Source organism: Sphingobacterium sp. UBA6645, from assembly GCF_002455685.1.
GTDB classification, from domain to species: domain Bacteria; phylum Bacteroidota; class Bacteroidia; order Sphingobacteriales; family Sphingobacteriaceae; genus Sphingobacterium; species Sphingobacterium hotanense.
Genome location: NZ_DKLH01000025.1, coordinates 35,905 through 57,117, shown reverse-complemented (window position 1 = coordinate 57,117; position 21,213 = coordinate 35,905). Strand labels below are relative to the sequence as shown.

The 21,213-nt window shown below is 38.2% G+C and carries 17 protein-coding genes and 1 pseudogene; 12 read left to right on the top strand and 6 right to left on the bottom strand.

Annotated features, from left to right (window positions below; all coding sequences use genetic code 11):
* Window positions 1-35 precede the first annotated feature (35 nt).
* The 3 genes from B2400_RS04755 to B2400_RS04745 are packed head-to-tail and all read left to right on the top strand — an operon-like array spanning window position 36 to window position 4,254.
* Entirely contained in the window at window positions 36-1,145 is a 1,110-nt protein-coding gene (locus B2400_RS04755) for an NAD(P)H-dependent glycerol-3-phosphate dehydrogenase (protein ID WP_293931376.1), read from the top strand.
* Window positions 1,142-3,397 carry a glucosylglycerol-phosphate synthase gene (gene ggpS / locus B2400_RS04750; protein WP_293931373.1) on the top strand — a complete coding sequence of 752 codons (2,256 nt, stop codon included), beginning with the start codon at window positions 1,142-1,144 and terminating at the stop codon, window positions 3,395-3,397. The genes B2400_RS04755 and ggpS overlap by 4 nt, the downstream gene beginning before the upstream one ends.
* Before the next feature lie 11 nt (window positions 3,398-3,408).
* Window positions 3,409-4,254, top strand: coding sequence for a mechanosensitive ion channel family protein (locus B2400_RS04745; RefSeq protein WP_293931370.1), 846 nt, complete (start codon window positions 3,409-3,411; stop codon window positions 4,252-4,254).
* A 660-nt stretch (window positions 4,255-4,914) separates the two neighbouring features.
* Here B2400_RS04745 and B2400_RS04740 read toward each other — a convergent pair.
* Both B2400_RS04740 and B2400_RS04735 read right to left on the bottom strand, forming a co-directional pair.
* Window positions 4,915-5,454, bottom strand: coding sequence for a dihydrofolate reductase family protein (locus tag B2400_RS04740; RefSeq protein WP_293931367.1), 540 nt, complete (start codon window positions 5,452-5,454; stop codon window positions 4,915-4,917).
* Between the two features lie 72 nt (window positions 5,455-5,526).
* Window positions 5,527-6,261 carry a helix-turn-helix transcriptional regulator gene (locus B2400_RS04735; RefSeq protein ID WP_293931364.1) on the bottom strand — a complete coding sequence of 245 codons (735 nt, stop codon included), beginning with the start codon at window positions 6,259-6,261 and terminating at the stop codon, window positions 5,527-5,529.
* A 274-nt stretch (window positions 6,262-6,535) separates the two neighbouring features.
* Between B2400_RS04735 and B2400_RS04730 the strand changes: the two genes are divergently transcribed.
* Window positions 6,536-7,750, top strand: coding sequence for a recombinase family protein (locus B2400_RS04730; RefSeq protein ID WP_293931361.1), 1,215 nt, complete (start codon window positions 6,536-6,538; stop codon window positions 7,748-7,750).
* Window positions 7,751-8,432: 682 nt separating this feature from the next.
* On the opposite strand, the gene B2400_RS04725 is transcribed toward B2400_RS04730, so the two are convergent.
* The 3 genes from B2400_RS04725 to B2400_RS04715 form a co-directional block, all read right to left on the bottom strand.
* Window positions 8,433-8,840, bottom strand: coding sequence for a Dps family protein (locus B2400_RS04725; RefSeq protein WP_293931358.1), 408 nt, complete (start codon window positions 8,838-8,840; stop codon window positions 8,433-8,435).
* 97 nt (window positions 8,841-8,937) lie between these two features.
* Entirely contained in the window at window positions 8,938-9,717 is a 780-nt protein-coding gene (locus B2400_RS04720; protein ID WP_086946681.1) for an SDR family NAD(P)-dependent oxidoreductase, read from the bottom strand.
* 123 nt (window positions 9,718-9,840) lie between these two features.
* Complete coding sequence (locus B2400_RS04715) at window positions 9,841-10,755, bottom strand: AEC family transporter (protein ID WP_293931353.1); 915 nt, start codon at window positions 10,753-10,755, stop codon at window positions 9,841-9,843.
* A 116-nt stretch (window positions 10,756-10,871) separates the two neighbouring features.
* Between B2400_RS04715 and B2400_RS04710 the strand changes: the two genes are divergently transcribed.
* Both B2400_RS04710 and B2400_RS04705 read left to right on the top strand, forming a co-directional pair.
* Window positions 10,872-11,396: an FUSC family protein gene (locus tag B2400_RS04710; protein ID WP_293931350.1), complete on the top strand. Its 525-nt coding sequence runs from the start codon at window positions 10,872-10,874 to the stop codon at window positions 11,394-11,396.
* A gap of 18 nt (window positions 11,397-11,414) precedes the next feature.
* The gene (locus B2400_RS04705; RefSeq protein WP_293931348.1) at window positions 11,415-12,260 is read left to right on the top strand and encodes an AraC family transcriptional regulator; all 846 of its coding nucleotides are present in this window, start codon (window positions 11,415-11,417) and stop codon (window positions 12,258-12,260) included.
* A 445-nt stretch (window positions 12,261-12,705) separates the two neighbouring features.
* On the opposite strand, the gene B2400_RS04700 is transcribed toward B2400_RS04705, so the two are convergent.
* Window positions 12,706-12,966: a hypothetical protein gene (locus B2400_RS04700; RefSeq protein ID WP_045754276.1), complete on the bottom strand. Its 261-nt coding sequence runs from the start codon at window positions 12,964-12,966 to the stop codon at window positions 12,706-12,708.
* 29 nt (window positions 12,967-12,995) lie between these two features.
* Here B2400_RS04700 and B2400_RS04695 point away from each other — a divergent pair.
* The 6 genes and pseudogenes from B2400_RS04695 to B2400_RS04670 all read left to right on the top strand — a co-directional run.
* A pseudogene (locus tag B2400_RS04695) lies at window positions 12,996-13,625 on the top strand (TraM recognition domain-containing protein); the annotation flags it as partial.
* A gap of 96 nt (window positions 13,626-13,721) precedes the next feature.
* A complete protein-coding gene (locus B2400_RS04690) occupies window positions 13,722-14,108 on the top strand; it encodes a hypothetical protein (protein WP_045754278.1) in 387 nt (128 codons plus the stop codon).
* A 160-nt stretch (window positions 14,109-14,268) separates the two neighbouring features.
* On the top strand, window positions 14,269-18,609 hold the full coding sequence (locus B2400_RS04685) for a CusA/CzcA family heavy metal efflux RND transporter (RefSeq protein ID WP_293931342.1): 4,341 nt from the start codon (window positions 14,269-14,271) through the stop codon (window positions 18,607-18,609).
* A 66-nt stretch (window positions 18,610-18,675) separates the two neighbouring features.
* Window positions 18,676-19,833 (top strand): efflux RND transporter periplasmic adaptor subunit, encoded by a 1,158-nt coding sequence (locus B2400_RS04680; RefSeq protein ID WP_086946604.1) that lies wholly within the window; start codon window positions 18,676-18,678, stop codon window positions 19,831-19,833.
* Between the two features lie 35 nt (window positions 19,834-19,868).
* A complete protein-coding gene (locus B2400_RS04675) occupies window positions 19,869-20,438 on the top strand; it encodes a cytochrome b/b6 domain-containing protein (RefSeq protein WP_286486221.1) in 570 nt (189 codons plus the stop codon).
* Between the two features lie 11 nt (window positions 20,439-20,449).
* Window positions 20,450-21,211 carry a phosphatase PAP2 family protein gene (locus tag B2400_RS04670; RefSeq protein WP_093099842.1) on the top strand — a complete coding sequence of 254 codons (762 nt, stop codon included), beginning with the start codon at window positions 20,450-20,452 and terminating at the stop codon, window positions 21,209-21,211.
* Window positions 21,212-21,213 lie beyond the last annotated feature (2 nt).

Sequence of the window (21,213 nt, the reverse complement as noted above, 5' to 3'; positions counted from 1 at the left end):
ATTCAAAGTTATAAAATCATGCTTAATTCCCTAAAATGAAATCAATATTCCCTAATATTTGCTTATTAGTTTATTTTTACCTAACTTTATTGCTCATTAATTATTTAACGGCAGAATCCAGACCTATATTCTGTTCTGCAAAAAATCCCCAAATATTGATTGAAGTAAGTGTTGTTGGTGGTGGAAGTTGGGCTACTGCTTTAGTAAAAATATTGACCGAAAATAAAATCCCAACCTATTGGTACCTTCGAAGAAAGGAGCAAGTTAAGCATATCATGGAGCATGGTAGTAATCCAAGTTATCTTCCGCAGGTTAAGCTAGATCTTTTATTTACTTTTCCATCTGATAACCTGCAGCAAGTGGTATCTCGAGCAAGAATTATCATTTTTGCTGTTCCAAGCGACGCCCTGCAACAAGTCTGTAATGGCATTGACCCTTCCCTTTTTAAAAATAAGATTGTTTTATCTGCGATGAAAGGAACAGTTGGCAAGAGCAATGAAATTCCTAGTAGTTTTCTAAGCAAAACGTTGAAAATACCAATGGATGAAATCGTTTCAATTGCAGGGCCTTGCCATTCGGAAGAAATTGCAGAAAGCAAACCAACTTACCTGAGTTTATCGTGCGTAAACCAAGATACAGTTGATAAATTAAGTATGTTGTTCAGAAGACCTTACATCCAAGTTCGAAGTAACAGCGACCCAATTGGGCTCAGTTATGCATCTATTTATAAAAATGTATTGGGTATAGCTAGCGGTATGGCCAAAGGTTTAGGTTATGGAGATAATTTCATGGCTGTACTCGTTAGCAATGCTCTGTTGGAAATGCAAAATATTCTTGATTCTACACTCGGTAAGCAAAGGGAAATATTAAATTCTACTTACACAGGTGATCTGTTGGTTACCGGATATTCGAACAACAGTCGAAACCGACGTTTTGGAGAATTAATAGCCCAAGGCCACTCGGCTGAAGCAGCAGTAAATAAATTAGGAATGGTGGCTGAAGGCTACCGGGCAGCACAGGGACTTTTTGGCTATGCGAACGAGCAAGGGTTGAATTTACCTATACTGGAATCTATATATGAAATCCTATACCGAAACCAATCAGTCGAATCTAAATTTAAGGAATTGGAGGAAACACTAATATGATGCTATTAGCTACAGACTTAGACGGAACTTTTCTAGGCGGGTCAATGGAAGATCGCTTAAAACTCTATCAGATTATTAAAGAAAATAAGGATATCCAATTGGTTTTTGTAACAGGGCGCGGATTGGAATCGGTTATCCCTTTGCTAAATGATCCGATGATCCCAACCCCAAATTTTATAATCGCCGACGTAGGGGCCACCATTTGTGATGGTACTACACTCACTTCTATTGATTCCATTCAACATGAAATCGAACGCAATTGGCCCTCTGTGTATGAACTTCAGGAGGATTTCAGAGGAATTCCTAGTTTAATATACCAACGAGTTCCTCAACAGCGGCGTTGTTCGTATTATTACGATACAAGTACCGATCTTGCTAAAGTTCAAAAAATTGCTGAGAAACGAGGTTGCGATGTAGTTACATCCGTGGATAAATATTTGGATATTCTTCCTAAAGGTGTAAATAAAGGAAGTACACTAAAAAAATTGGTGACTCTTTTGGGTATTCCTGCCAATAGGGTGTTGGTCGCTGGAGACACATTGAACGACCTATCTCTGTTTCATACAGAGTTTCAAGGTGTTGTCGTAGGAGAGTCGGAAATTGCACTTCTAGAAGCGACTGCTAATCTATTGAATGTATATCAGGCACGCCATGCTGGTGCTGGTGGAATTCTTGAATCCATGAAGAAAAATAAGGAATTTGCAGCCTATGTAAATGATGTCATTGAAGAACCAATTCTTCGGCAAAATTCAAATGATCGACAGCTGGTCATGGTTTACCACCGGCTTCCATATGAACGTATGATGGTCGATGGAAAAGTTAAGCAAGTTCCTCCCCAAAGCCCCAATGGCATAATCCCTTCTTTATTAGGACTCTTTGAAAATGGGAGACCCGGCATTTGGATTGGTGAGGAAGTAGATCTGGGGGATGGAAATAAGGATGTGAGGAATAAGGTTGATGTTGATAAATTCCCTAACCTAGATGTTTCACCTATCTCACTTTCCCAAAAGGATATTGATAAATTTTATAGGATATTCTCCAAGGAGGCATTTTGGCCAACAATATTTTCCTTTGTCGATAAGGCTAAATTTAACCATCTGGACTGGGAACATTATTTGAAAATCAACAGATTATTTGCTAAGCGAATAGCGCAGGAAGCTGAACCTGAAGCGTTGGTTTGGATTCACGAATATAACCTGTGGATGGTTCCATCGTATTTGAAAACGATGCGTCCAGATCTCAAAATTGGTTTCTTTCATCATACGGCATTTCCTGCGGCGGATATTTTTAACACGATACCATGGAGAAGGGAAATCATCGGAAGCTTGCTGATGTGTGATTTTATCAGTTTTCATATTCCGCGGTATGTCGAGAACTTTATTGATGTACTGCGTAGCCACACTCCGTTTAAGCGACTAAAAACGATCAATGTTTCCAAACAGTTTCTTACTTATAGTATGGCGCTTGGAGTCGAGGAGATGACCAAAATAATTTCGGTGGAAGGACGAACAATTCGATTGGGTGCACAACCGGTTGGTGTGAATTATGGACTGATTGAAGGTTTGTTAGCTAAAGAAGAAATCGCCAAGCGAATTGAAACTTACAAATTGGAGGTCGCAAATAAAGAAATGAAACGTATCGTGTCTATTGAGAGGATGGACTATGTGAAGGGGCCGCTAGAAAAGGTACTTGCTTTCGGACAATTTCTGAAGGAATATCCGGAATTTCAGGGAAAGGTCGAACTGATCAACGTCTGTACTCCGCCATCAAAGGGCATGCGTATTTATGATAAGATCAGGGATCAAGTTAATCAGGCTGTGGGAGAAATCAATGGTAAGTATGCTAGATTGGACTGGACGCCAATCCAATATTTCTTCCAAGCACTTCCATTTGAAGAGGTTCTTATTCAATATGCTTTGGCCGATGTCGCATGGATTACCCCGCTAAGAGACGGTCTGAACCTAGTCTCCAAAGAGTTTATTGCTACACAAGGGCTCTTGAGCCAGTCGGGTGTTTTGGTCCTCTCGGAATTTGCGGGAGCATCCGTCGAACTACCATATTGTGTCCCCACAAATCCATATGATCGCCGAAGCATGATTGAGTCCTTACATCAGGCTCTTACCATGCAGGAAGATGAAGCACATTTGCGAATTAAAAGGTCTCTTCAACAAATTAAGCACTATGACATTCATTACTGGGGGGAGGATTTTGTAAGAGAACTTGAGGAGAGTAACAACACTAACGAAGTATAAAATAAAAACACATGAAAGTAGAACAATTGGAAAATGTAGAAGGTAAAATCGAGAAATTTATAGATAGTGCTATTGCATATGCTCCCATTTTAATCAGTTCATTGGTGTCCGCAGCACTGGTACTGTTCCTAGGATTATGGCTGATTCGTATGGTTCGAAAGCTAGTGGATCGGATTTTCGTGAATAGAGATATTGAACCGAGCATTCGGACATTTCTTGGTAACTTGATTAACTGGATACTAAAAGTAATGCTCTTTATTGTGGTCGTAAGCCAATTGGGCGTGCAAACTTCGACATTTATTGCGGTGATTGGTGCGGCCGGCCTAGCAATTGGCATGTCTTTACAAGGATCATTGTCTAATTTTGCTGGCGGGGTATTGATCTTACTATTCAAACCTTTTAGAGTCGGTGATTATATCTCTTCTTCAACTGGTGTAGATGGAACGGTTAAGGTCATAGATATTTTTAACACCAAACTCGTGACGCCTCAAAATCAGTTGGTTGTCATCCCAAATGGGGAGCTCTCGAATAGTAATATTACCAACTATACTGAGCTCGGGACACGACGAACTTGGTTTGATATCGGCGTGTCGTATGAAGCTGATTTGCGAAAAGCGAAAACGATCTTATTGGACGTCATAAATAAAAACGAACATGCATTTTCGGACCCTGCACCCGGTGTAGTCGTAACGAACCTTGGAGATAGTGCTATCAATCTCTCTATTCGGGTTACTACCAATAATGAAAACTTCTGGACGATGCAGGAGCAGCTTATCATCAGCTGTAAAGAAGCTCTTGACAATGCAGGTATTGAGATACCCTTTCCGCAAGCAGATATCCATTTCAAGCAGAATTAACGGTATATAAATTACTTGTCGCTTAAATCCGATATTTTTTAAACTCCGTACAATTGGTAATTCATACTAATCTAAAAATTGAAAACATTTGAATTGCCTTTCAGGGCTGAACGAATAATTTAGAGCTAAAAAATTCTAAAGAATTTGCTGTATTTAATGAAGGTTGCAATACGATTTGTAGAGTCGTCCCAACAAGTATAAAGAGCCTTACCGACCGATGCTCGACATTTTACTTGAATATTTTCTCCAAGGAGTCTCGCTAACCAAAAAAACCTTACCTATTCAATTTTTTGAATCAATAGATTGACTAGGGTAGAGGATCACGATTTGAGTTGGATCTTATGGAAAACCAAATCCTCGATTTACTCCGATACCGTGATGGAGGTAATGGTAATTTTGCTTGAAGGTCGCCTTCCGCAAGACTATCCCATCACTTTATGATTGCTCATCTCCAAGTTCAACAATAGATGATCTGTGTCGATCTAACACTGAAGTGTTTGGAACCTGAACCATCATTTTGGATAGTTTGAAACCATTCCAGCATTTTCAGACAACTCAGCGAAGAGATTTTGGGGCTAGAACTGCAATTTCGAGCTGCAAGGCAAAACCCTTTTACGTTTCTTCGCTGTTTAAGAAATCTCGATTATTCTTCAAAATTATTTAGGAGACTTTTTTATTCTTATAATGTAATTGTGTTAAACCTGTTTCATAAGTTTTGGCATCAATGAGTTCAAGTACATTTTCCGGTCTTCCATCTTTGAAAAGTCTGATTCCCTCCCCTAACAATATAGGTATAACGGATATGATATATTCATCGATCAAGTTGCTCATCAATAGTTCATTAATAATTTCCGTCCCACCGTCGCAGTATATGCTTTTTCCTTCTCTGGATCTAATCTTGTTTACCAATTCAGGAATAGATCCAGAGTAAAAAGTTGTCCTTCCCAAGTCTTTTCGATTCGTTCTCGTAATAACATATATATCACGTTGACCATTGTCGTAATGTGAAGGTCCGATGGTCTTAACGACGTAGTCATAAGTTCTTCTACCAATAATAATCGTGTCAATAGAATTGGTAAATTCGGCATAACCATAGTCCTCACCATCTTTTTCAACAAGATTTAAAAATGTAAGGTCATCGTTAGGTTTCGCAATGTATCCGTCCAAACTCATCGCAATAAAAAGTGAAATTTTTCTCATATCTGATTATTCTGAATGTTTATGCAAATTTAATTCAGTCTACATATATCGTCCTTGTAAAAATGCGACATTCTATAATTGAGAGGGTAGAATACCGGTTATTCTTTTGATTTCACTAGTGAAGTGAGAATGGTCATAATAACCGCATTCAAAGGCGATATCCAGTAAGCTTCTTCTTTTATCAGATTTTCTAATGAGCTTTATTGCATTTTGAAACCTTACAATATTCAAATATTCCTTCGGAGAGAGTCCAATATGCTTTTTGAATTGTCTCTCCAATTGCCTTACCGAAATGTAATTTTTTGATGCCAATTCCTGTACACTCAACTGCTTATTTGTCAATGTAATAGAATGGATTATAGACTCCATTGGATTATACTTCGCCCTTTTTCTGTTCCATAGGAAACCATTGAGATACTCGTAGGTTTTATCTATCATTTTGTCGGGGTTAAAAGAACTGCCATCGTCCAATTCAAGGGTATCATTTGTTAGAAATTCCCGTGAATATTGATCATAAAAGTACGTGAAAGCTCCAGGTCTGAAACAGGCACCGATTAAATGTGTATCGCTGGTGATAAAGCTGTCCTTATAGTTGCACATAGCCCCTACAACGTAGGTTTTCCCAAATTCCAAAGATGATAAACCGTTATCTGTTAAACATGTATCCCCCAAATTTACAAATACACCGGCGCAACCATCTGGAAAAACCCGTTCCCATTGGCCCGATTTTTCATTTCCTCTTAATTCCCAATAGTACCGTATGAACTGTCTTAATTCACTTACTGGTTGAACTATCTTGTATTGCATAAGATCTACATGTACCCAACTGATTGTAAAATCTAGATCGATTTTGATCGATATTATACCAAAAATAGTGTTAATTTTTAAGCTGTTAAAATCGCTGTGTTGGCGTTAACTTCTAGCAGTATCCATTTTTGTTTTAGTTCAAATAATCAACTGAACAAATCAAAGTTGGTTATACATTACTTTTGAACAAAAATGACCGAGTAAGGGAAAACCTATACTCATTCATTTCTTTAAGTCTCATTAGAAAGTTGAGGCTTTTTCAGTGCCCTCGTATATGGGTACTGCTCCTTTGGGATATGTCAATAAGATAACAGAGGGCAAAAAGAAATTCATTGCACCGCATGACTTTGAAGCACCCATACTAAAATGGGCGTTTGAGCAAATCGTTTCCAATAACTTCAACACGGAACAGATATGGAAAATGGTTCGGGATAAAGCCGATGGAAAAGGTCGGTTCAGCAAAAATAACTTTTGGGTAGCCGTCCGAAACCCCTTGTACTGTGGCAAAATATTCATTCCTCCGTACAAAGTGGAAAAGGGATATTTTGTCAAAGGACAGCATGAGCCATTAATCAGTGAAAAGACATTTGAGGATGTACAGGATATACTCGATGGGAGAAAGAGGGTTGTAAAGCCTAAAATCGTGGCTATGGACAATCTACCGCTTAGAGGGTTTATCAAATGTCCTAACCCCAATTGTAATAGGATGCTCACAGGAAGTGCCTCAAAGGGCAAGATGGGCAATTACTATTACTACTATCATTGCACTTCCTCTTGCGGAGTACGGTTCAAAGCCGAAACCTCCAATGAGGCTTTCTTAAAACAGTTACGGTATATGTCGCCAAAAGAGGGCATGGTCGATGTTTTTATCAAAGCCTTTTTAAAAGACTTCAATAACAAAACCAAAGCCCAAAACACGGAACGGGCAAAAATCAAAGGTGAGATTGATGCGTTGAATAAACGTTATCAAAATGCGCTTTTAAAAAATGCCGATGGAGAAATGGCAGATGACGACTTCCAAGAAGTAAAGAAATTGACCAAAGGAAAGATTGAGGTTTTGGAAAGAAGATTAAACGACTTCGCAGTAGTCGGAACAGAGATTAAAGATTTAGTGGCTTCCACCTTAAAAAAGGTCGCAAACATTGATAGACGCTATGAAAACGGCGATATTGAAGAAAAAAGGCTTATAGTGGTTTCGATGTTCCCCGAATTTTTGGAATTTGACGGAACAAGACATCGAACTCCGAGACTAAATTCTGCGATTGCTCTTATTTATCAGAATAACAGCAAGTTACAGGGTAAAAAAAATGGGACAAGTCTATCGTTTTTAGACTTGTCCCGAGAAGTGACCCCGCTGAGGCTCGAACTCAGGACCCACAGATTAAGAGTCTGCAGGCCGGCTCTCCTCAACAGGAGTAAAAATCTATGTTTCCTGCTTGCTTTAGCAATTTATGAACTTCTTTTTATTATTCAAAATTTACAGCTGTGACGTATTTGTGACGGTTGATTTAAAGGAAACAGTAAGTTATTTCAAAGGGTCCTCCAAGAAAGCTTTGAGACCTCTAATTTCCCATAATGAAGGATTACAGGTTGGATTTTTGATTAATGTTTTTAGGGAGTCTAATTGTCGATAAGTTCATTACATGCTAAAGTATTAATTCATAATATTAAATTTTATACATGAATGAAAATTTACTAAACCATATATTTACGTTGGACCAACTGAAAAAACAGAACAAGAAATATACAAAAAGAAGCAAAAAAATTTTCTAAAACTACTTTCAGTTTTTGGATAAACTTATCACAGATGGGGTTTAGGAAACTTTCCCACCAATTTATGGAAATCAACCAAATTGCAAGTTAATTACTTCATTTATACCTTTTTATCGATTAATTCTAATAAATTTCATTAATTCTTTTCAAATATTTATAAGAAATTGTCATATGGAAACCACAATAACTTGATATTCAGACCTACCTAAGATTTTAACGTATACAACAAGATTAGGTTATTAAGCGGAATAATGCTAAATTTTAAAAACATTTGGCGAAATCAGAATTTACTAAAAAATAGAAAATGAGATCTATCCTAATAAGCTATAATAAATAAATGCAACTTGTTTAACTAAAAGTTGCATTTGTTCAATAATATAAGAGATTTTAATAGATTACTACTTCAAATGTGCTCTTAACATCCACGCCATTTTTTCGTGGGTTTCAATAAATCCGGTGATGTAATCGCTGGTACCGGCATCGTTATATTTTTCCTGAACCGCATCAATACTACCCCTGATAAAATCGATTATAGTATCATGATCAGCCAAGAGTTCTGTTATAAAACCAGCACTGTCATTTTTTTGGTTAGTGACTTCGCTAAGATGCGTAAGTTCCAAAAATTCTTTTAATGTTCCGGAGGCATAATGACCTATCGTACGGATACGTTCAGCTACACCATCCATCAAGTCTGCCAATTGTTGATACTGACCTTCGAAGAAAATGTGCATAGAATGAAAGTCAGGTCCTTCAACATTCCAGTGTGCATTTCTTGTTTTGGTGTACAATACAAATTCATCTGCCAATAATTTACAGAATTTCGGCTACTGCCTGTCTGTTTTCGCTTTTAATTCCAATTTGCGTTTTCATTTCTTGATTTATTTATTTATTAATAATACTTTTTTACATAGTCATCCCACCATCAACAGCTATGGCTTGCCCTGTGATATGGGGAGCAGAAGCGATGAATAAAACCGCATCAGCAATATCCCCTGCACTCTGATCCACACCTTGCGGTATCAGTGTTTTCTTGTTACGTTCCCATGACTGACTTTCGGTTTCTCCGGCTTGTTTCCAGCGGTCTGCGATACCACCTTCACCACGCCACATCCCTGTACCAATGATACCAGGGCAAATAGCATTTACGGTAATTCCCGTTTCGGCAACCTCTTTTGCAATACTATTGGTAAAACCAATCACCGCAAATTTAGAAGCTACATAGTGTGATAAATGTGCCATACCCATTTTGCCGGCTATAGAGGCCGTATTGATAATGGCTCCGCTTTTTTGTGGTTTCATGACTTCTAACACCGCTTTAGTACATATAAAAACACCTTTTGCATTTACCGAAAGTACTCTGTCCCATTCATGTTCGTCTATTTCCTCGATACTTCCTATACCCACTACACCAGCGTTATTTACGGCTACGTCTAAACTTCCAAAGGTATTTATTGTTTCACTTACTGCACTTTTTACGGAAGCATAATCTGTTACGTCTACAGCCAAGGCCAAAGCTTTACCTCCAATTGCTTTGATTTCTTTAGCCACTTTTTCTACGAATTCTTTTTTTACATCTGCCAAAGCTACATGGGCACCTTTCTTAGCAAAAGTCAAAGCAATTGCTTTTCCAATTCCGCCACCTGCTCCGGTTACAAATACTGTTTTATCTTTAAAATTGTCCATATTTCATCTTTCTAAGGTTAGCTATCTGTTCTTTATATTACAAATTTACTTCATTATCAGCCAAGTCTATTTGTAGAACGATGACAAAATGATGTAGAAAAGATTTAATCATTCTAAAATCTGTCAGATAACCAATAAGTGCATAATGCTGTTCCAGAATGCTGTAGTAATAAAACCAACTAAAATGCTAACTCCGATAATCAGGTTAATTAACCTCGCATTAAGCCTGAATTGTTCTGCAATAATACTGGAAGTAATAAGGGTGGGCATTGCTGCTTCAAATACGCTTATACGTGCAATATCTCCTTTAATTCCTAACAAAATTGAAGCAATTAAAACCAATGCCGGAGCAATCATTAATTTGTATAACATGGACATTGAAATCTGGGAGATTTCCTGTTTCCATCCCTTAAATTTCAATTGTAACCCTACGGAAAAAAGAGCTAATGGTCCTACCGTAGCTGCCAATTTATCAAAGAAAGGTTCAGCTATGCTCAAATCTGTCACCTTAGATAAGATAAGTGCACCCATACAACCTATAAAGGGCGGAAAAGTCAGCAATCTTTTAACCAAAACTGATGCTTTTATTCCTTCTTTATCTGAACGGTTTCCTTTAATTGCTGAAATTATACCTACAGTGGATAAAAGTACAAACATCACTTGGTCGCAAATGATGGCTATGCTTAAATCTTGTTCGCCATAATATGCCATAATCAATGGAAACCCTATAAAAGACGTATTGCTGTAACCTCCAGCAAGCTCAAGTGTACTTCGGGAGCGTTGACCATACCCTTTGTACCGGGAATAAAATTCCATAAAAATCCAGCATCCAGCCCAAACCAATATAGGAGAAAGAGCAGGAAATAACATTTGGCTGCTCCATTCAATCTTAGGAATATATTTAAAAGAAACAGCAGGGAGTGCCAGATATAAAATCCATGTGTTGATTCCCTTATGTGCATCTTGCGGAATTAATTTTGCTTTTCGAAATATCATTCCGGCAATTATGCAGAATGCTATCATCACAAAATTGACCATAATTTCAATAATATTTTAACTATGCAAAATTAGCAGATTGGAATACCGCCATGTATGTATAAAATAAATAAAGGTTTGTATATTTGTGTTATATTAACCTATCTGAAAAAGAATTTGTGAAATTTGAAATTTTTAAAGACCCGCCCGATGCCGGTATTGTTATAAAAGCTTCTTTACTTACGCTTGTTATCCTAATTTCTTATTTTTTAGGTCTCGGGATTAATAAGTTACTTCAACTTTCTGATGATTATTTAAGTGGTATATGGTGTGCCGTGTCCGCTATTGTGGTCTTTGATGACCTCCCAAAAAATGCTAAAAGTCTGATGAAAGACCGACTTTTGGGCACATTTGTAGGAGTTTTGCTGACAACAATAATAGTTTACTTTACTACAAATCTTTTTTTGTCAATTGGCATTGCATTGTTCTGTACCTGTATTTTTATTTCTGTTTTTAAATGGACAGGAGCGTTAAAAATTGGATGTATTACTGTTATTATTGTTGGATTGAGCACCCATGACAAAGCTTTTGAAATTGTCTGGCGGTCAGGATTAATGCGTTTTCTTGAATCTGTTGCCGGATGTACTCTCTCTCTTGTCGCTACTATCGTCATAGAGCAAATAAAAATAAAAACGAACAAGTAATTTTTGAGAGAGCAAAGCATGACTAAACTAAAACAGTTTTTCCCGTTAGAAATATTAGATTTTGAAGAAGCTTCGTTTCACCTTACGATTCACGGTCAAAATTATTTTGAGCTGGTGTATATTTATGATGGAATGGGGATTCATCAGATTAATCAAAATCATCTTTCATATTGTTCAGGAGACTTATTTGTGATTTCTCCGGAGGATGAGCATAATTTTAAAATGGATACAAAAACCAGGGTCATCTGCATTAAATTTACAGATGACTATTTTAGCAGTAAAGAGCACTGGAAATTTCAAGATTATATGAATAACAATCCTGAAAGCATTATGAACAACAAAATCTTGAAGGAAGTTAAATTAGAATTTAGCTCGGAAAATCATCAAATACTACGAAATACAATTGATAATATACTTCTTTACAACAACTCGCATAATGTTGTTACATCACCTGTCGTTTTTCATCAGGTGCTTTCTGTTTTCGGCATTATAAAGGAAGCTATGCAGGATATGTCGCTTAACGGAAATGACCATTTTCCAGCAAGGGAACAATTGATTTCATATATCCATCAGCACATTTACATTCCTGACAAAGTAAAAATAAAGAATATTGCTTCACATTTCAACATTGCCGCTACGTATTTCAGTGCCTATTTCAAACGTAATTTTGATATAAATTACCGAGAATACCTTAATCATTACCGTTTGATGCTTATTAATAAAAGACTGAAATCTGGACAATTTAACATGAGCCAAATTGCTGAAGAATTTGGATTTAATGATGAAAGCCATTTTTCTCATTTTTATAAGAACAACACAGGTCACAGTCCATCTCTTTATGATCTTTCTAAAAAAAAGAAATGACACAAGGAATTATAAAAAATAATTTTATTACAAAATGAGTTCATTAATCGGTCAAAATCTACTTCTCATAGCCAAACAAACCTGCCAAAAGTATAAGAGTAATTATCCTTATTAAATTCACTGTTCACAGCAAAATGAAGAACAATTATGGAAGTAATTGAAACCCTCCAAAAAAAGACAATCTAGAAAAATTTGTGATAAACTGTATTAGTGTTTTCAGTTCATAAAATAAAGAACTCTGGAAAATATCCTGTGACCATCCATGCTCTAATCAAATGTGCAATAATAATGAATTTCCTTTTGAATTTTATAGCACCGGTATGGTACGTTCGTTTTACATTATCAATGAGGATTTTAATAAAAAAGCGATATGACCCTAAAATAAAATTAGGGATAATCGATAGAGAATGAAAACAAAATAACACACAAAATGAATTGTCAATGTCTACTTGATCTTTTCAACAGCTGCTCGAACCTGCTGAAGATCGGGCTGTCTATCTATGCATTCCTGAACGCCCTCGGGATATCTCTCTAAGATGAATTCATTGAAATCCTTACAGCTCCTGAAAATATTGAACTGCTTGTCGTGGATGTTCCATACGATGCCTTTTCCCTTTATGGCGTTCTGTGCAATGGCAGCTCCACCGACTCCCCCCAGGCCATATCCCAGGCCCTGTTTCCATGAATTTGCCAACTCCAGCTCCATATATAGATAGTTATGGCCTCCAAAGAGCACCTGTCATTATAGACGAGTTACCGACAATTTATTTTAGAGGCTTGGACAATCTTATTGCAACGGCGAGAAGTAATAAGGTAGCGGTTTGCTTAGGCTTTCAGGATTTTTCCCAATTAATTCGTGACTATGGAGATAAGGAAGCTAAGGTAATTCAGAACACGGTCGGTAATATTTTTAGCGGTCAGGTCGTGGGCGAAACTGCAAAGAGCCTGTCAGAACGCTTTGGGAAAGTATTACAGAAACGCCAAAGTATGACGATTAACCGAAATGACAAATCAACTTCAATTTCTACCCAATTAGACAGTCTTATTCCAGCTTCAAAAATCAGTACACTTACACAAGGTATGTTTGTCGGTTCAGTGTCCGATAACTTTGACGAACGTATAGAAAAAAAGATATTTCACGCAGAAATTGTAGTAGATAACGAGAAAGTTGCTGCCGAAACAAAAGCGTACCAGAAGATACCGGAAATTTTATCCTTTGTCGATGAAAGCGGAGAAGATAATATGAAACGGGATATTGAGAACAATTATCGTCAGATAAAATTAGACATTGTTCATATCGTGGAAAGTGAAATGGAGCGTATAAAGAACGACCCGAATTTACAGCATTTGATACAGGAGGGATAATATTAAATTTTTAAATCATTTATTTTGAAATATTTTAAATTACAGCGTCTTATAAAAGAGAGCAGACTTTTTTATTAACTTTGTTAAGTGAAAAAAATGTTTTCAATATTATTATTGTCTGTGTATTTAATTTCGACAACTGAATTAGGTCAGTTATTGAAGTTTCCTATACTTATAGAGCATTATTTCGATCACAAAGAAAAAAATCCGGAGGTTACTGTTTTGCAATTTTTGGAAGTTCATTACGCCGGGAGCCATCTGGAAAACCATCCACACGATGACGATTATGAACAAGACAAACAATTACCGTTTATCGTACATATCGATGTTTTGAATATCAGTTTTGTACTTGTCCCCCCTTTTAGTTTTGATATAGAAACCAAAAAACTTGTAGGCAAAGAACCCAAAACCTTGCCTTTGGACGATACATTTTCTGATAACAATTACCGTTCTGCCATCTGGCAACCTCCGAAATTCTGTTAATCTTTTTTGATTTCCACGATGAATCCTTTCATCGTGCATTTGCTGTTTGATAATACTTTCATTCGGGCAGTCGGTGTATTTTGTGTCCGCCTGTAGGATTGATCATGTATTGGAAACGTCAAATCTCTTTATTTATCATTTACGATTAACAGAATAAATTATGCTTACAAAAATCATTGAGTTTTCTGTAAAGAACAAACTCATTATAGCATTATTGGTTCTTGGTTTAATCGGCATTGGCTCTTATCAGGTAAGCAAATTACCGATTGATGCTGTGCCGGACATTACCAATAATCAGGTGCAGGTTATTACAATCGCTCCGTCTTTTGGGGCAACCGATATCGAACGTCTGGTTACTTTCCCAATTGAACAGGCGAACTCCAATATTTCCGGACTCAAAGAAATCCGCAGTTTCTCCCGTTTCGGATTGTCCTTGGTTACCATTGTTTTTGATGATGGTATTGATGTGTATTGGGCAAGACAACAAGTGGCAGAGCGGCTGCAACAGGTTCAGAATGAAATTCCGCAAGGTATCGGAACACCGCAATTAGGGCCGATTTCTACCGGTTTGGGCGAAATCTATCAATATGTCGTTCGTCCTAAAGAAGGTTTTGAACAAAAATACGACGTTACGGAACTCCGTACCATTCAGGATTGGATTGTGCGTCGACAGCTACTTCAGGTCAAAGGCGTAGCGGAAGTCAGCAGTTTTGGCGGTAAATTGAAGCAATACGAGATTGCCGTGAATCCCGACCGACTTAATGCTTACGGCATTACTATCAATGATGTTTTTGATGCACTGAATGCCAATAACCAGAACACCGGCGGTGCTTATATCGAAAAAGGGCCAACCGTTCTCTACATTCGGAGCGAAGGTTTGGTGGGCAATATTGAGGATATTCAAAACATTTCCATTACCAATAAAAACAACGATGTACCGCTGTTTATCCAAGATGTAGCTGATGTCAAAATTGGTTTTGCCACCCGTTACGGAGCGATGACTTACAACGATCAGGGCGAAGTTTCGGGTGCGGTGGTGATGATGCTGAAAGGTGCCAACAGTAGTCAGGTCATCAAAGATGTAAAAGCCAAAGTGGCTCAAATCCAGAAAACCCTGCCCGAAGGCGTGGTGATAGAACCCTTTCTTGACCGTACCAAAATGGTGAATAATGCCATCAGCACGGTAGAGAGAAACCTTCTGGAAGGTGCTTTAATCGTGGTATTTGTCCTCGTTTTATTTCTCGGAAATTTCAGAGCCGGCTTACTCGTGGCTTCGGTGATTCCACTGGCAATGCTTTTTGCCATTTGTATGATGAACCTTTTCGGGGTGAGCGGCAATCTGATGAGTTTGGGTGCACTGGATTTTGGATTAATCATCGACGGAGCGGTCATTATTGTAGAAGCCGTCCTGCATCAGTTATCCCTCAATCCTAAGTTCAAGAGCCTGCTGAAAATTCCGTCCAATGATATGGATAGTGTAGTTACAGAATCTGCCGGAAGAATGATGAACAGTGCAGTTTTCGGACAAATTATCATCTTCATTGTGTACATTCCGATCCTAACATTGCAGGGGATTGAAGGGAAAATGTTCCGCCCGATGGCAGAAACGGTGGCGTTTGCATTATTAGGTGCATTTCTGCTTTCCCTAACCTACATTCCGATGATGAGTTCGGTTTTGTTGAAGAAAAGAAGTTTAAAACCTTCGTGGTCGGACAGGGTAATGAAGAAAGTAGAAGCGCTTTATTTGAAAACCTTGCTGAAAGTTTTACGCATTCCGAAAACCATTTTTACCATAATCGGGATATTGTTCATCACGGCAATAATTCTGCTAAGCAGAATGGGCGGCGAATTTATTCCGTCTTTGGAAGAAGGTGATTTTGCGGTGGATACCCGCGTTTTACCGGGCAGCAACCTTACCACCACGATTGAAAGTACGCAAAAAGCAGCCCATATCTTAAAAACCCGTTTCCCCGAAGTGGAAAAAGTGGTCACCAAGATAGGAAGTGGAGAAGTGCCTACCGATCCGATGCCAATGGATGCTTCGGATATGATGGTCATTCTGAAAGACAAAAAAGAATGGACTTCCGCCAAAACGTTTTCCGAATTATCAGAAAAAATGAGCAAAGCACTGGAAGATGTGCCCGGTATTACAGTTGGTTTTCAGTATCCGGTAGCGATGCGTTTTAATGAACTGATGACTGGTGCAAGACAGGATGTGGTCATCAAAATCTTTGGCGATAATCTGGATTCTTTGGTGCAAAATGCCAACCAACTCGGTAAAATCATTGAAACGGTAAAAGGTACACAAAACCTTTATATAGAACCGGTTTCCGGGCTTCCGCAGGTGGTGGTAAAATACAATCGTCCCGTGATTGCTCAGTATCATCTTTCCGTTGCAGATGTCAATCGGGTGATTAATACCGCATTTGCCGGACAGAGTACAGGTTTGGTTTTTGAAGGCGAAAAACGCTTTGATATGGTAGTACGCCTGAATGCCAGTGACCGAAAAAACATCAATGATATTCAAAATCTATTGGTTCCAACACCTGCAGGCAATCAGATCCCGCTCAATCAGCTGGCAACCGTAGATGTGGTGGAAGGTCCCAATCAAATTCAACGTGAAAATGCACAACGCCGTATTGTCGTCGGCTTCAACATCAAAGACCGTGATGTGCAAAGCATTGTGGAAGAATTGCAGGGTAAAGTGGACAAACAGATTAAACTTCCGGCCGGCTATTCTATTACGTATGGCGGTTCTTTTGAAAATCTGAACAACGCCAAACAACGGTTGATGATTGCCGTTCCGCTGGCATTGGCATTGATATTTGTCCTGTTGTTTATGGCGTTCAAGTCGATTAAAGAAAGTCTTCTGATTTACACCGCCATTCCGTTGTCGGTCATCGGAGGTGTATTTATGTTGAATTTACGCGGAATGCCTTTCAGCATCAGTGCTGCCGTTGGTTTTATCGCTCTTTTTGGCGTAGCGGTTTTGAACGGTATTGTATTGATTTCAGAATTTAACCGACTGCATAAAAACGGCATTAGAAATATCGTCAGAATTGTGATTGATGGCGGCGAAAGCCGATTGCGTCCGGTATTGATGACCGCAGCCGTTGCCTCCCTCGGCTTTATCCCGATGGCAATAAGCACAGGTGCTGGAGCAGAAGTGCAGCGACCTTTGGCGACCGTGGTAATTGGCGGACTGATATTGGCCACTTTGCTCACCCTTTTTGTCCTACCGCTTTTATATGTCAATATCGAAAATGGATTTAAAATGAAAAAACCAAAATCCAAACATGTCGCCTCTGTTCTGTTGATTTTTATGCTGTTTTCAGGAATAAAAATGAAGGCACAAACCATAATTTCTTTAGATGAAGCCGTGCAAACAGCGTTGCAAAACAATCGCAACCTGAAAAATGAAAAACTGCGTTCGGATTATGCCAAAGCATTGATTAAAACTTCTAATGCCGATATTCCGCAAACCGCAGTTACAGCAGATTACGGACAAATAAATAGTGCATACAACGATATGAAATTCGGGATTTCACAGAGCATCGCTTTTCCAACTGTGTATCAGAAACAGAAAAATTTGCATTCCGAAGAATGGAAAAAAAGCCAGTTGAATGTTTCGCTTAAAGAATTTGAACTGAAAAAAGCCGTCAGCCAAAGTTATTTCCAGATGGTGTATTGGAAAGATAAGGAAAAATTGCTGAATGAAACGTTGCAACTGTACACCCAATTTTTAGACAAAGCCAGTTTGCGTTTAAAAGCTGGAGAAAGCAATATTCTGGAAAAAACAACGGCTTCCAACCAAAAATCGGCGATTGAGATTCAGTTGAAACAAGTGCAGCAGGAAATAAAAACCTTGCAGTTGCAGTTCAGTTGGTTGCTCAATTCCGAAACGGAATATCTTCCTTTGGAAAATTCCAGACCGGTTCTTTTGCTTCAGGAAAATGCTTCGCATCCCTTGTTACATGTATTGGAACAGCAAAAAACGGTTGCCGGCAAACAAACCGAAGTGGAAAAATCCAGACTTCTTCCGGGTTTGCAAATCGGTTATAATCTCAATTCGTTCAAAGGTATGGGACCTGATGATAAACTGTATTCTGCTACACCACAGTTTCATTCGGTGATGGTAGGTGTTGGCATTCCAATATTTTCAGGCGGACAAAAGGCAAGAATTCACGCTTCTAAAGTGGCGGAAAGCATTGCGGAAAACGATTGGCATAATACGGAATTTGCATTAGAGAAAAAACAGCAACAGCTCAAGCAAATGTATCAAACGAATCTCGAAATCATCAACCGTTACGAAACTGATGAACTGAAAAATGCAGACATCATTACCAAAACAGCACAGCAACAATTCATTAACGGAGAAATCAATTATCTGGAATTTGTAATGCTCGTCAATCAGGCAGTTTTGCTCAAAAGCAATTATGCAGATGCCCTATTGAAACTAAACGAAAGCGTGGTTGAACTGAATTATATCACGATTCAGTAGTTGATGAACAGGATATTTTAAACAGTAAACAGAATTTTTCAAATCAATATATAATTAGACAAGAAAATGAAAATATTAAAATTATACGGTTCTTATTTTTTGGTCTTGATAGTACTGCTTTCCGCAGTTCAATGTCAACAAAAACAAGAAACCACCGCCACCAAAACTGCAAATCCGAAAGACGAAAACACGGTTATTTTCACCGATGCACAGTTACACAATACCCCCATTGAAACCGCGGAACTGTCGATGCAGCATATTTCCACCGTATTGAAACTCAACGGTAAAATTGATGTACCACCGCAAAATCTGGTTTCCGTAAGTACACCGCTGGGCGGCTATCTGAAAAGCACCCGCCTTTTGCCAGGGATGAAAGTAGTTAAAGGTCAGGTAATTGCCGTTATTGAAAATCCGCAGTTTGTACAGTTGCAGCAGGATTATCTGATGGCAAAATCCAAATACCACTTTGCCCAACTGGATTATAACCGACAAACTAAGCTCAACCAAAGCCAGGCAAGTAGTGATAAAGTGATGCAGCAGGCACAATCCATTATGAGCGATCAGAAAATTCTGATGAATTCCATTGCCCAGCAACTGAAGTTGGTCAACATAAATCCGGCTAAGATATCTGCCGGAAATATTCAGCAGAGCGTACCTGTCTATAGTACCATCAACGGTTTTGTGAGCAAGGTGAATGTGAATGTAGGCAAATATGTAACGTCTTCGGATGTGCTGTTTAAACTCATCAATCCTTCTGATATTCACCTCAATTTAAAAGTGTATGAAAAGGATTTGGAAATGCTGAAAACCGGGCAACAGATTGTGGCTTATACCAATGTAGATCCTTCAAAAAAATATGCCGGTGAAATTTTGCTGACGAGTAAAGACGTGGACGGAAGCGGCATGGCTGAGGTTAATTGTCATTTTGAAAAATACGATCCTGCACTCATTCCCGGAATGTATATGAATGCCGAAGTGAAAACAGAAAATTCTTTTGCCAATGCTATTCCGGAAGAAAGCGTGGTGGATTTTGAAGGGAAAAGTTATGTCTTTACAGAAACCGGGAAACAGACCTGGAAGATGGTCCCGGTCACATTGGGAATTTCCGAAAATGGCTTTGTTGAAATCCTCAACTTTGCTGATTTTCAAGGTAAGAAAATCGTGGTCAAAAACGCCTATACCATATTGATGAAGTTGAAAAATACCAGTGAAGATGAAGAATAACAGTCAGATAAAATCTGATATAAAAATTTAAAATAATGAGAAATTCAACAAAAATATTTACCCCGCTTCATCGTGGTTTACACTGGGGCACAGCTCTACTAATGACGGTTTTGTTTATCACCGGATTTCTTCGGATCAACTGGATGGGTAAAAAAGCCATTCTGGGAGCTATTGAAAAAAATATGCAAGGCATTGATTTAACTAATGAACAAACCATCGTAACAGTAAAAAGCATTCTGGACCCTATGTGGCAATGGCACGAATATGCAGCGTATGTTTTCTTTGTAATCATTGCGGTTCGCATCATTTATATGTTGGTAAAGGGCATTCGTTTTCCAAATCCTTTTTCGGCAAATACATCAGCAAAAGAAAAATTTCAGGGATTTATTTATCTGCTATTTTACTTGTTTGTGATTGTTTCATCAATCACCGGAGCCTACCTGAAATGGTGGAATGGAGACCTGAAAGATACAATGGAAACCATTCATAAATGGGCAATTTACTGGTTTCCGATTTTTATTATTTTGCATTTTGGCGGGATTTGGCTGGCAGAAAAAACAGCTCAAAAGGGAATTGCTTCCAAAATGATTGGCGGAGATGATTAATAAATTTAAGAATGAGACATTTATTATTGATACTCATATTGTGCGTTTATCAATTGGGAATAGCACAAACGGATAGTTTGGTAACAGGTCAAAAGATGGATCAATCATTTGACCACGCCTATCAATTTAAATATAAAAAGCTGATTGTACCTTCTGTTTTTATCGGATACGGAATCCTGAGCCTGACGTCTGATGATCTGAAACAGCTGAACCGTTCCACCCAATATGAAATTGGGGAGCATCAGCCGGATAAAATAAAACTGGATAATTATACCCAATACGTACCTGCAATATTGGTTTATGGATTAAATGCTATTGGACTTAAAGGAAAACATAATTTGAAAGACCGAAGTATTATTTTAGGCACATCGTTGCTGATTTCAAGTGCTGTCGTATTACCTACCAAGCATTTGGTGAGAGAAGAACGACCAGATGGTTCTAATAATTTGTCGTTTCCTTCGGGACATACTACAACTGCTTTTACAACAGCACATTTTATGTTCCGTGAATATCAGGATGAAAATATTTGGTTAAGTTTGTCTGGTTATCCAATTGCTGTTTTTACGGGAGTTTATCGCATTTTGAATGATAAACATTGGGTGGGTGATGTGGTTGCAGGTGCCGGTATTGGAATTCTCTCCACAGAAGTTGCCTATTGGTTGTTCCCAAAAGTCAGTCAATTATTTTCAAAAGATCATAGCAAAAATAGTGCTCTTGTATATCCGTTTTATCAAAATAAAACAATGGGATTAGGTTTGTCTTTAAACTTTTAAAA

Coding starts and splice junctions, on each gene's coding strand:
- B2400_RS04755 (WP_293931376.1), top strand. CDS start 36: ATGAAATCAATATTCCCTAATATTTGCTTATTAGTTTATTTTTACCTA.
- ggpS (WP_293931373.1), top strand. CDS start 1,142: ATGATGCTATTAGCTACAGACTTAGACGGAACTTTTCTAGGCGGGTCA.
- B2400_RS04745 (WP_293931370.1), top strand. CDS start 3,409: ATGAAAGTAGAACAATTGGAAAATGTAGAAGGTAAAATCGAGAAATTT.
- B2400_RS04740 (WP_293931367.1), bottom strand. CDS start 5,454: ATGAGAAAAATTTCACTTTTTATTGCGATGAGTTTGGACGGATACATT.
- B2400_RS04735 (WP_293931364.1), bottom strand. CDS start 6,261: ATGCAATACAAGATAGTTCAACCAGTAAGTGAATTAAGACAGTTCATA.
- B2400_RS04730 (WP_293931361.1), top strand. CDS start 6,536: ATGGGTACTGCTCCTTTGGGATATGTCAATAAGATAACAGAGGGCAAA.
- B2400_RS04720 (WP_086946681.1), bottom strand. CDS start 9,717: ATGGACAATTTTAAAGATAAAACAGTATTTGTAACCGGAGCAGGTGGC.
- B2400_RS04715 (WP_293931353.1), bottom strand. CDS start 10,755: ATGGTCAATTTTGTGATGATAGCATTCTGCATAATTGCCGGAATGATA.
- B2400_RS04705 (WP_293931348.1), top strand. CDS start 11,415: ATGACTAAACTAAAACAGTTTTTCCCGTTAGAAATATTAGATTTTGAA.
- B2400_RS04700 (WP_045754276.1), bottom strand. CDS start 12,966: ATGGAGCTGGAGTTGGCAAATTCATGGAAACAGGGCCTGGGATATGGC.
- B2400_RS04690 (WP_045754278.1), top strand. CDS start 13,722: ATGTTTTCAATATTATTATTGTCTGTGTATTTAATTTCGACAACTGAA.
- B2400_RS04685 (WP_293931342.1), top strand. CDS start 14,269: ATGCTTACAAAAATCATTGAGTTTTCTGTAAAGAACAAACTCATTATA.
- B2400_RS04680 (WP_086946604.1), top strand. CDS start 18,676: ATGAAAATATTAAAATTATACGGTTCTTATTTTTTGGTCTTGATAGTA.
- B2400_RS04675 (WP_286486221.1), top strand. CDS start 19,869: ATGAGAAATTCAACAAAAATATTTACCCCGCTTCATCGTGGTTTACAC.
- B2400_RS04670 (WP_093099842.1), top strand. CDS start 20,450: ATGAGACATTTATTATTGATACTCATATTGTGCGTTTATCAATTGGGA.